The following is a 10937-nucleotide window of genomic DNA, read 5'->3' on the forward strand; positions in this document are numbered from 1 at the left end:
GACACCGAAAAGGCGCCCTCACCCCATCGCAACCTCGCTGCGCGCTGCCCACACCGTGACCCGGTTGCGACCGCTGGCCTTGCTCTCATACAGGGCTTGATCTGCGCGCCGGATGAGCTCCACGAGGCTTACCGTCGCCGCGCCGTCCACTGAAGCGACACCGACACTGACCGAGACCCTGCGATATCTCGAATGGCCGTGCTCGATGTCGAGCGCGCGCACGGCGACCCGCAGGTTCTCGGCAAGCCGCTGCGCGCCGAGGCAATCAGTGCGCGCAACCACCGCGAATTCCTCGCCGCCGTAGCGGGCAAATACGTCGTCGCTCCCCTCTGCTCCCTCTGCTTGGCTCTTGAGTGCCGACGCGACGAGCTGAAGACACTGATCACCAGCTTGATGCCCGTAGGCGTCGTTGTACGCCTTGAAGTAATCGACATCGAGCAGAACCACCGACAGGGGCCGGTTGCCGGCGGCCTGTTCCTGCCAGAGCTCCTGCCCGCGCTTGTCGAAATGCCTGCGGTTATAGACGCCGGTGAGCCCGTCCAGTTGGCTCAGCGATTGGAGCTTGCGATTGGCCTCCTCCAGGTGGAGCGTGCGCTCGTGCACTCTGCGTTCGAGATCGTGTGCATAGTCCTCCAGCTCGGCATTGAGCCGCAGCAGCTCCCGCCGCGCGCATCCCAGTTTTCTGTTCAGCGCAACCAGCACGGCGGTCACGATCAACAATGAGGCAAAGCCTGCGATGACCGCAATGATTTGGCTCCGATAGGCTTGCCACAAAGGCACCACGCGATTCTTGACAATGCTCTGTGGCGGCAGTGCGGACCCCGGAATGCCATGGCGCTCCAGACTCGCATAGTCGAAGATGAAGCGCTGATGGGTGTCGGCGACCTTCAATACCCGAGGCTCCTGCCCGCGGAGGATGCGCAGCGCGAGCGCGGCGGCAGCCTTCGAGTTGGCCTCGACGCTGTACACGAAGCCGCCGATGGTGCCGGTGCCAATGAAATGATCATAGCCGCTGATGATGGGCACGGCGGAGACCGCCGCCAGCTCGCGCAGTGCATCAATGGGGCGGTATTTGCTCCCGGCCGCATCCTCGAACATGAGGTGGTAGAAGATCACCTTGTCCCCGGACAACTCTGCTGCGCGCTGCTTGATCTCGGGCAGCGACAGCCGGGACCAGTCCGTCAGCGCGAGCCGTGCCGGCAGATTGCGCTTGAAGTTATCGACGGGCGCGGAAAAGGCCCGGTCCGCCTCGCCGGTACCATACACGAGCATGATCTCCTTGATTTCGGGCAGGGTCTTCAGAATCCAGTCCGCGGCGACCTCGTAACGCACGGCCGTGCTGATGCCGAAGATCCCCGGCGGAATCCGCCTCGCCGCAATGTCCTTTTCGACAATATCGTAGAACACGGCCGGCGCATCCGGCAGGATGTGATCGCGCCTGCCCAACCAGAAGTCCAGGGAGGTCGTGCTGGTGAGGAGGACCAAGTCGACTCCCGCATCGTGATACTTGAGCGCGTAGAGATCGGCGAGGTTCTGCTCGTAACCGGCGCCCTGAAACCGATTCAGATCCATATATTCGGTGTAGAGCTCGATGGTCAGGTCCGTTGCGCCGGTGAAGACCTCCCGGATGGACTCGGTCGCGAGCATGGTGTGCGGCAGGTCGGCCTGGTACGGAAACAGCAGCAATACCCGCTTGCTGACGGGACCCTGCCGCGGGGCTTGCGCGCCCGGGCCAGCGGCGACGCCATCGCCGGCGGGCGCGGGTGCAGCCGACTCGGCGGACCCGGATGCAGGAGCAGGCTCGACCGGGGTCGGCGGCGCGGCCCTTGCAGCGGCGAGCGCAGGCCACAAGGCCGCGAGCAGGATGCTCGCAAGCACGGGCAAGGGGTTGCGGCCCGTCCGCCGTCCGGCAGCGCGGCCGGCCCGAGCCGAGCCGGCGCCCCGTTGCCGCAGGCCACGCCCGCGGGCTGGCGTTGAGGAACAGGACGCAGGGCGGCTTGAGCCACAAAATTCATGCCGGGTTGAGGTACGCCACCCGGCCGATCCGCCAACGCCCTCTCTCACCTGCACCTCCACCCCCTCATGCGCGCGCACCGGAATCGAGCCTGCATCCTACTCTGACCGACAGGCCAGCCGTGCGCGCCGAGCCGACTCAATGCCCGCGACGGCTGCCGGCCTCACCGGCGTACACCGTCGGGGCACAGGCCGACGGCCGACGCGAGGGAGCATCGCGGCCCCCGGATCGAAGGACGTGGCTTGCGGCGGGGCGCAGGCTGGCTGATCATTGCGGTACATGGCCGGCGGTATTCGCTCGCGCCGGCTCCGCTGCCGGGGTGCCTGTTGCGCACCTCGTTTGCACCAGCCCGGGAGGTTCCGCGCATGGGTGTCTATGTCCAATCCCGCATCATTGCCGAGCGCATTGAGCCCGAGGCCTGGCAGGCGCTCTATGCACAAACGCTCGACTTCCTTAATCGCTGTTCGCTGGACCTGATGGGTCTGGGGCGGGTCAAGGGTCGCACCGGAGACCGGCGGGTCTATACCCGCGCAATCGAGCAGCACGCCGATGAACCGGCGCGCAGGCATTGGCATGTGGTCGGTGATTTCGAGAGCTTCGAGACCGGCGAGTCCTTCCTGCTGTATGCGGACATCGGGCATTACCGTCGCGGCGAGGCAGCCGCGGCGCCGGAGGATGTGCTGCAAGCGGTACTGGTCGACGCGGGCAGCTCCGGAAACGTCTTCAACGACAAGACCCAGGGGCACCCTTACCACTTCGCGATGCTCGCCGTGGCCATGCTGATCGAGGACCGTTTTCCGCTCTACGCTTTCACCAGCGGGGATATCGACCGCGCGCAGGCCGAGGCGGCCCGGGAGATGCTGCGGGAAACCCTCGGCGTGGATGTCGCGCTGCCGCTCTGTGTCGAGAGCGGCAGGCTGCTGGAGCGCATCGGCCACTACGTTCAAGGGCAAGCGGTGCTGGAACGCTTCGACCTGATCTTCCGCGGCGAGCGCTCCGAGCTGTTCCGCGTCGCCCCGCCGCAGGACCTTCAGGCCTGGCTCGCCGCGGAGCTCGGCCGGTACCAGACGCCAAGTCAGCTCGGCGTGACCCGGCTCGCGATCGACTGGCTGAATGCCGACCAAGACCTGGAGACCCTCTGCCGGGTCGCCTGTCTCGACGCAGCCGGGCCGCGCTTCGATCCGGTCGGGCTGGCCGAGATGCTCGCATCCACTTGGGTGACCGTACCCGAGGAGGCGCGCGCGGCGCTGTCGCCGTTTCAGCGGCCGGCGGGCGCTCAGGACACGGTCGCCACGCAGCTCGGCATGGCGCTGCTGGACATGCGCGGGCTCAGCGGCCGGCGCACTCGCCGCTGCATCCCACGTGCCGAGGTCCTAGCCCTGCTGGCGCGCCTCTTTCCGGAGCAGGCCGAGCGCATCCGCGAGACCCTCGAGCAGAGTGACGCCAAGATCACCGCCAACCTGGAGACGGTCCGCACACCGGTACAGGATCTCGACCGGCGCAGCCACGAACAGCGCGACGCCGGTGACGGGCGCTCGTTTCTGTTCTTCGAGACGGCCGATGACTTGGACGAGAGCCAGCGCACCCCGTTCAAATGGTTCGCCTACACGGCGTGGAGGCTGCTGAGCACGATGGCCGTCGAGGTGCCGCTCAGTATCGACTGGACCCCGACGGAGGTGAAGAACAACATCGAGCGCATCTGCCGCGAGCACGGCATCACCCTGACCGAGGACGCTTGGACCTGGGTCGAGGCCGAGCAGGACCAGAGCCTGCTCAACATGCTGCTCGCCTTTGCCGCGATGAACGAGCATGAGCAGCGGTTCTGGAACATGCGTCGCGCACTGTTCGAGCGCCGCCCCCTGGCGCTGGCCCTCCTTGCCGCCAGCCGCGACGAGGCCGTCCGCGCCGAGGTCGAGGAGATGCTGGCTTTACGTCAGGGCCAGTAGTCGTTGTCGGTTGACCAGCATGAGTCGCAACGCAAAGTCCCGTGCAGACTCCGAGATCATGCTGTCCGGCACGCCCGAGTGATGGTCTGGCAGGCATCCGCTGGCATTGCCGCCAGACGTTGCAGCCAGTAGCCGCCCGCACTCGGACTCAGCTTCTGCGCCTCGGCGAGGGCCTCCAGCGTCCGCATGGGCTGCGGGCTGCTCGGGTTGCGGTACAGGCCGGAGCGTGCACGCTGCGCGTAGGTCTCCAGGCTGCGGCCTTTGTCTCGCGTTGCCATGCGATCGAGACGAGCCGTGTCAGATTCGTTGGCTCTCGTGCCGAGGCTCTGCCTCGGCACGCCTCTTCGCGGCTCTGCCGCCCCGCGCCGCGCGCCGTTCCCGCGCCTGAGCGCACCTGGGCGCGGAGCGCCCGCGGACGCGCGACACCGCTGGAGCGGTGTCGCGAGAGTGACCGCCGGCAACGGCCTCAGACGGCCCCGACTAAAGTCGGCGTACCCGGGAACGGCCTCGCAGCTTCCGCGGTGGTGCACCAGCCTAGCCGTACAGAACAAGATCGACTCCCGCACGCGCGGATATCGCGGTGGACGCCGTACTGGATTGGCTTCGGTGGCTGGAGGAGCTTGCGGCCCGGACGGCAACGACCCGCGCCTGGAGACCACTCGCTTCGAGGACGGCGTGCTGGAGCTGACGCGGCTCTCCGATGCCGACCTCGTCGCCATCGTGCGCGCATCGCCGAGCTCGGCGGAGCGCAGCTCACGCAGTCCGACGACAGCATCTCCGAGCAGCTCCGGCACATCGACAGCGACGGGCGCCCGTTCTATGCCTACTTCCTCGGCCAGGCCCTGGCCGATAAGCCACGCTACGCGATTTCCGAGTTCGGGGACGCCGTTCTGACCTGGCCGGTCCCCTGGAGAGTCGTCGTTAACGCTTCGAGGACCGTCGCCGCGTCTGCCGGAGCGCAACCGCGCTATCCACTTGGGGCGTACGCAGCGCCCTCGGGGTCTTTCGCCTTATGTCAAAATTCCACCAGCCCACACCAAGCTGAACCCCCATGCACGCCGACGACACCATGCCACCCAACGACGGCACCAGCGGCGGCCCCCTCGGCCGCGCCCGCTGGGCCGATCCGGAATACATCGCCGAGCGCTACGCCTACCGCGAGGGCGCGATCTGGCTCGGCCGCTGCCCGCACGACCCCGCGCGCGCCATCGGCTTCGAGGACAACCGCCACGTCTTCCTCTGCGCCGAGACTCGCTCCGGCAAGGGCCGCGCCTTTCTGGTCAACAACCAGGTGCTCTGGCCCGGGTCCCTGATCGCCATCGATCCCAAGGGCGAGGCCGTGGTCACCGCCGCCGCCCGCCGCGGACCCGGCAACGCCCATTGCGACGGGTTGGGCCAGGAGGTCTACATCCTCGACCCCAGCGGCATCGACCTGCCGCCGGAGCTGGACCGGTTCCGCGCGCACTTCAATCCACTCGCCGCGCTGCGCCCGGATGATCCCAGGCTGGTAGAGAAGACCAGTCGTGTCGCCGACGCCATCTGCGAGATCAACCAGGGCGACTCTGCCGTCTGGGACAAGCGCGGCCGTCAGCTGGTCACCGCCGTCATCCGTCATGTGATCACCGCGCCCCGAACAGATATCGAGGACCGCGGCCTGACGCGCGATCTGCTCACGGTGCGCCGTCTGATCGGAGAGGGCCAACGAGGACTTGCCCAGCGCACCATGGAAGACCGGATGCAGAAGGGTGAGCCCGCCGGCAACGTGCCTGTCCACGCCCTGGCGATCAGCGGGTTGCTGCACCAAATGGGCACCAACAACGCCTGCCACGGCGAGATCGCGCTCGCGGCCAACGACCTGCTCGAATACCGCAGCGGCCACCCGGAGGGCTTCCAGAGCGTCCGCACGGCCGCCAGCACCCAGCTTAACTTTCTGGAAGGCCAGGGTATCCGCGCCACGGTAGCAGCCGCCGACAGCAACGCCGCCAGCACCGGCCAGCCGAGCTACCGCCGCACCTTCCGCGTCGAAGACCTGAAGGACTCGCGCATCAGCGTCTTCCTCTGCGTACAAGAGCGCGACTACGAGGCCATGCGCCCCTGGCTGCGGGCCATGACCGAGCTGCTCATCGACGCCATGACCGAGCGCCAGGGCCTCGGCAAGAGCGGCCAGCGCGTGCTCTTCTGCATCGACGAGTTCGCCAACCTCGGCGAGATGGACAGCATCGCCAAGGCCGCGAACGCTATCGCCGGGGCCGGCGTCAAGCTGATGCTCGCCGTGCAGCGCTTAGGTGACCTCAAGCAGCTCTACGGCGAGGCCTGGGAGAAGTTCATCGCCGCCGCCGGCACCCAGATCTGGTTCGGCGCATCCGCCGACGAGACCGCCAAATACCTGGAATCCGCCCTCGGCCAGGCCCAGGTCACCCTCTACGCCCGCGGCGTCAGTACCAACCGCGGCACGTCCACCGCCGAGACCCTGACCGAGAGCTACAGCCACACCCACAGCCTCTCCAAGACCCAAGGCAGCGCCACGTCCAAGGGGACCACCCAGGGTCAAACCACGGGCGGTAGCAAAACCAGCAGCTACGGCAGCAGCGACGGCACCAGCGCCGGCCGCAACTACGGCCCGCACCTGTTCTTCGAGCCGTTTCAGCGCGGCACGACCTACAGCCGCACCAGTGGCACCCAGCGCAACACCGCCGACGGCGAGCAGTGGAGCAGCCAGCAGGGCAGCAGCGAGACCAACACGGAAAACCGCGCCGAGACCACCAGCGACGCCGACATGACGGGCGGCGGCACCTCCCGCACCCAGCAGACCACGGAAGGCCAGAGCGCCGACCTCCGCGAGCAGTTCCACGTCCGCCCGCTGCTCCTGGCCGACGAGGCGCGCCGCTACCTGCGCCCGATGGAGGACAACCCCAACGACCCCATCGCGGTCCAGGAAGCCATCCGCGAGCACCCCGCCTACCCCGGCCTCGCCCTGATCCGCCTCGCCGGCGAGCCCGACCCCTTCTTCGTGCGCAAGGCCAACCACGACCAGGACCCCTTCTTCGTCCGCAAATTCAGTCCCAACCCGGCCTTTCGCTTCGTGCCGTTGGAGGAGCAGCCGTTGTTCGGGTGGCAGATCACGCCGGAGTTCTTCTATGAGCTGAGGGTTGATTCCACTGAGAGAGAGGTAGGCGACCGAATAGTAATTCTGTACTCCCCGCTGACCCACCGTCGCTGTCCGGTGGTCCTGGACCTGGCGCAGGACTGGAAACCGGGGGATCGGATCGAGGCTGGCCAGCCTGTCATCGCGGTGGAGCCGGACGATCCGGCTGCCTGGTTGACGGAACCGCCTGAGAAAGTCGCTGCTCCAAGATCGTTCAAGATCACGTCCCGAACCTGGCGACGTGGCCAAACCGGGGGCCACAGTATTATGCTCCTGCGGGCCGATGCGCCGCTGTCGCCGGTTGATCGCTCTAGTATCGACCGGGGTTTTTGGGAGGATGTTACCGACCGTGCGAGTTCGGAACTTAAAGCACGAACGCGGAGATTTCGCTATGAAGTTCGGTGCCTTGAGGTACAGGCGCAACACCTACGTGAGCTCCTTCAACGCATCGAAAAGCGTCACGGTGAAGCCGAGCGCGAGATGCGGGCGATCAAGACCGCCATGTTCACTCTGAGAGACGCCAGTGGTCGCGGCTGGGATGGAGATTATGCTCCAGGGCATAGCGGCCTATGCGACCCAGGTGTCGAAAAGGACCTAGAGGAATTGCGGCGCCGACCTTTACGAGTTTACCGCAACTACTGGATGGATAGTGAAGCGCACCAACTATTGGCGATACCTTTGATACTGGGTATTTGGATGCACTTGTTTCCCGACTCATGCATACAGCACTTTGGATCTCTGTCCACGTGTTGGTTTATCTTGCTATGTTTTTCGGCTCTCTTTATCGTATTCGCTCCCCTGATTGGTGTCATGATTGCAGGCTTCATCTTTGAGTCGATTTGCAGGAAGGAAAGGAAGAGGCTCGAAGCTCGGCACGGCGAACGTTTTTGGGAACGCTATGCACAAATAAAAAAGGAATGCGAGGACATTGAAAGCGAAGCGTCCGGCATCCGCAGCAAGCTACGCAACGTTGAGTTAGAGCTGAGATCATCGCATAACGTGTACCGCGGGGGGTATGGGAGGGTGCCCTTCGCGGGCCGTCTGCGCTGGTGACGCTGCACGAGGCAGCCAACTACAGCGAAGCTGTGCTTCCAATGACGACAGATCCTGGACCACGAACGTCCAGACGGCGTCCCAGCGCCGGTTGGGCTGAGCGAGAGCTAACCCTGACAATCTTCGACTGGCTCCCACGCTCCGCCGTGGGAGCACTGGCAGACGCTCCAGCGTCCCGAGCGCCCTGCATCGGCGGCGGCACCGCAGACACGCGGCGCTGGAGCGCCGGCCACACACTCCCCGGCTTACGCGTGGGAGCGAGGCGAGCGAGGCGGAAACCCGTATCGGATTCCACCCCTGTGAGGCGTCTATGTATTGGGACGTGACCACGGTCAAGCCGCTGGCGGACTAGCGGATTGACGTCGAGTTGAAGGACGGACGCAAAGGCATATTCGACCTCGAGCCCTATCTGGACCTCGGCGTGTTCCGCGAGCTGAAGGACATCGGCTACTTCAATCAGGTGCACGTGCTCTTCGGTGCCGTGACCTGGCCGCACGAGCAGGACATCGCCCCGGAGACCTTGCTCGCCGAGCTGGTCGAGGTCGCCGAAGCGCCAGCTTGACGGCGACGGGACCGGGGCGCAATCGTGGCCGGTCCGATGATCGAAGCCCTACGGGCCCTTGATCATCCTTCCGCCCGCCATGACCCGAGATCCTGCTCGTGACACCGCTCCGGCGGTGTCACGCGCTCTTCGGCGCTCTGCGCCCCGCGGGGTGTGACGGGGCGACGAGGTCGGCAACGGCCTTGGGACAGCGAGCGCGGCCGGTGGGCGCGGAGCGCCGGGAGGCGGTGACACCGCGGGAGCGGTGTCACCAGAGAGAGAGCCAGTCGCGCCAGTGGCTGCTTTGATGGTGCGGGACAGCAGACGCATTCCTTCGGCCCCCTGCCATGTCCGCCGCTTGGCCGGAATGATGATCAAGGCCATCACATCTAAATCCGGCCGCGCCTTTCTCCTCAACAGCGAGGAAGAAGACGCCCGCATCCGCGAAGGCATCGCGGCGGACCAGGACACCCATGAGCTGATCGACGTAGAAATGGCCGCGCTGCGCCCGCTTGCGCGCTCGCCCGGTCGCCCGAAAGCCGAATCCACCAAGCAGGCCGTCTCCATTCGGCTCTCGCCCGAAGTGGTCGCCTATTTCAAGGCCGGCGGCACTGGCTGGCAGACGCATATGCGGTACTGCACGAGTATGTGGCTTCTTGATGATCCAACCCGGCGAGACCCCGAGGCTTGTTCGGCGGCTTGCCGCGTTCGATGGCGGCAATGGCATCGAGCCAATCCAGAACCCGGTGGCCGTCGGGGCGCATCCTCGGCAGCGCCTACAGCCGCCTGGCTTCACGCAACACGCGGTCCCGGAAACGGGGGGCGCAAGGCGCGCTCGTTCACCAGATCCGCCGGCACGCCGAGCAGTGTCTGCCGGCAACCCGAATCCAACATCACAGGGCATCAAGGCCCAGGCGTGAATCCGTGCCCGCCACGATGGGCGGCATCGTTGTCGTTGTCTTCCTCGGTGCGGTAGGCGTCCTTCATGTAATCCGGCGGCTCCCATTGCGCGCCCGCCGAGGCATCGTCCGCCGAGCCCGCGGCCGCGGAGTCGGATGATCCGTCGGTCTGGCTGGAATCGCCGTCGTCCGACGCGTCCGAGGCCGTTGCTTCCTTGTCCACCTCCGCGTTGAACTCGCGCGTAACGTCGCCGTCCTCGAACTTGCGCGGCTCCCACTCCGCCGCGGTCGCCGCCGCGTCGTTCTCCTCCTGCGCACCCGATTGCTTGTTGAATTCACTCTTGACTTGCGCTTCATCGACCATCTGGCCACCCTCCGAGCGTGTTGGAGACTGCGGGCACCTCTGCATATCGACATACCGCGGCACCCCTTGCAGGATCGAGGACGGATACACCCATGCCACAACGCTTGTGCGTTCTCACGGCACCGCCGTAGACAGGCGCCACCCCCGCCTCCTCCCGCGCCACCGCGCTCGGCGAGCCGGCGCGCCCGGCCAGCACATCATAGGTCACCGGCAGCCTCGGCGGGCCCTTCGTCGATCTCTTCGTCCAGTCGGTCGAGTAAGCCCGGTTCGTAGGCCACCACGCGCCCGGCCGCGATGTCGCGCTCGGCTTGATCGAGTCTTGCACGCAGTTCTTTGAGCTTTGCCGCCTCCAGCGATTGCCTGCGCTCCATGAGGCGCAACCCCTCGTGCAACACCTCGCTGGCACTGCCGTACCTCCCGGAGCGGACCAATTCTCTAACGAAGGCTTCCTCTTGGTCGGTTAGTACGATGCTGCGTGTCACCATCGGTCGATCTCGATCTTCTGGCATCACGGCTTACCCCGCCTTGTGGCAATGCGAGAACGCCTTGATGCCGCGTGCCCGGCATCGAGCCGGGCACGCGGCGAGCCGGCTGAAAGCCGGCGGTCCCAGTCGGCGGAGCGTCGCGCAGTTGTCGAGCGTTGGCGCGAGGGCACGGAGCTTGTGCCGGCCGGTGATGGCGCCCCGGTACGGAACGGCCGTCACTCCAGCTCGATTCATCGAACAACACCTTCATGGCTGCGCCGCTCAGTCGCCGGCAACCGTCACAGCCATGCGTTCGCGATCTGCCGCGTAGGCGAGGCAGGCCTGGATGTCTTCTCGTTCGAGCTCGGGAAAGTCCTCGATGATCTCCTCTGCACTCATGCCGTCGGAGAGCCAGCCAAGCACGTCGTAGACAGTGATGCGCAGACCACGAATGACCGGACGACCAGCGCGCTTACCCGGCTCGATGACGATTCTGTCGGTGTAGTTCGTG

General features: G+C 66.1%; 9 protein-coding genes. 4 read left to right on the plus strand and 5 right to left on the minus strand.

Annotated features, from left to right (window positions below):
• Window positions 1–18: 18 nt before the first annotated feature.
• Entirely contained in the window at window positions 19–1647 is a 1629-nt protein-coding gene (locus ML01_RS24160; RefSeq protein WP_156427965.1) for a diguanylate cyclase, read from the minus strand.
• Between the two features lie 732 nt (window positions 1648–2379).
• Here ML01_RS24160 and ML01_RS24165 point away from each other — a divergent pair.
• Complete coding sequence (locus ML01_RS24165) at window positions 2380–3960, plus strand: hypothetical protein (RefSeq protein ID WP_058557948.1); 1581 nt, start codon at window positions 2380–2382, stop codon at window positions 3958–3960.
• 56 nt (window positions 3961–4016) lie between these two features.
• Here ML01_RS24165 and ML01_RS29295 read toward each other — a convergent pair whose 3' ends face one another.
• Window positions 4017–4238 (minus strand): hypothetical protein, encoded by a 222-nt coding sequence (locus tag ML01_RS29295; protein WP_156427966.1) that lies wholly within the window; start codon window positions 4236–4238, stop codon window positions 4017–4019.
• 773 nt (window positions 4239–5011) lie between these two features.
• On the opposite strand from ML01_RS29295, the gene ML01_RS24170 reads away from it, so the two are divergent.
• The 3 genes from ML01_RS24170 to ML01_RS27960 all read left to right on the plus strand — a co-directional run bounded on the left by ML01_RS24170 (window position 5012) and on the right by ML01_RS27960 (window position 9675).
• On the plus strand, window positions 5012–8158 hold the full coding sequence (locus ML01_RS24170) for a type IV secretory system conjugative DNA transfer family protein (RefSeq protein ID WP_058557949.1): 3147 nt from the start codon (window positions 5012–5014) through the stop codon (window positions 8156–8158).
• Window positions 8159–8513: 355 nt separating this feature from the next.
• Window positions 8514–8720: a DUF2442 domain-containing protein gene (locus ML01_RS24175; protein ID WP_305825885.1), complete on the plus strand. Its 207-nt coding sequence runs from the start codon at window positions 8514–8516 to the stop codon at window positions 8718–8720.
• A gap of 481 nt (window positions 8721–9201) precedes the next feature.
• Window positions 9202–9675, plus strand: a complete 474-nt coding sequence (locus tag ML01_RS27960; protein WP_254045375.1) for a BrnA antitoxin family protein — start codon at window positions 9202–9204, stop codon at window positions 9673–9675.
• Here the strand turns inward: ML01_RS27960 and ML01_RS24180 are convergent.
• The 3 genes from ML01_RS24180 to ML01_RS24190 form a co-directional block, all read right to left on the minus strand.
• Window positions 9603–9962, minus strand: a complete 360-nt coding sequence (locus tag ML01_RS24180) for a hypothetical protein (protein WP_058557950.1) — start codon at window positions 9960–9962, stop codon at window positions 9603–9605. The two genes, ML01_RS27960 and ML01_RS24180, sit on opposite strands and share 73 nt — an antisense overlap.
• 197 nt (window positions 9963–10159) lie before the next feature.
• A complete protein-coding gene (locus tag ML01_RS24185; protein ID WP_058557951.1) occupies window positions 10160–10447 on the minus strand; it encodes a type II toxin-antitoxin system ParD family antitoxin in 288 nt (95 codons plus the stop codon).
• Between the two features lie 261 nt (window positions 10448–10708).
• A partial coding sequence (locus ML01_RS24190; protein ID WP_371258244.1) for a DUF433 domain-containing protein occupies window positions 10709–10937 on the minus strand: 229 nt, incomplete at its 5' end.

The sequence above is a fragment of the Thiohalocapsa sp. ML1 genome, assembly GCF_001469165.1.
In the GTDB taxonomy this organism is placed as follows: Bacteria; Pseudomonadota; Gammaproteobacteria; order Chromatiales; family Chromatiaceae; genus Thiohalocapsa.

Excerpts from the sequence above, each read along its gene's own strand:
- ML01_RS24160 (WP_156427965.1), bottom strand. The coding sequence starts at position 1,647 with ATGCTCGCGACCGAGTCCATCCGGGAGGTCTTCACCGGCGCAACGGAC.
- ML01_RS29295 (WP_156427966.1), bottom strand. The coding sequence starts at position 4,238 with ATGGCAACGCGAGACAAAGGCCGCAGCCTGGAGACCTACGCGCAGCGT.
- ML01_RS24180 (WP_058557950.1), bottom strand. The coding sequence starts at position 9,962 with ATGGTCGATGAAGCGCAAGTCAAGAGTGAATTCAACAAGCAATCGGGT.
- ML01_RS24185 (WP_058557951.1), bottom strand. The coding sequence starts at position 10,447 with ATGGTGACACGCAGCATCGTACTAACCGACCAAGAGGAAGCCTTCGTT.
- ML01_RS24170 (WP_058557949.1), top strand. The coding sequence starts at position 5,012 with ATGCACGCCGACGACACCATGCCACCCAACGACGGCACCAGCGGCGGC.
- ML01_RS24165 (WP_058557948.1), top strand. The coding sequence starts at position 2,380 with ATGGGTGTCTATGTCCAATCCCGCATCATTGCCGAGCGCATTGAGCCC.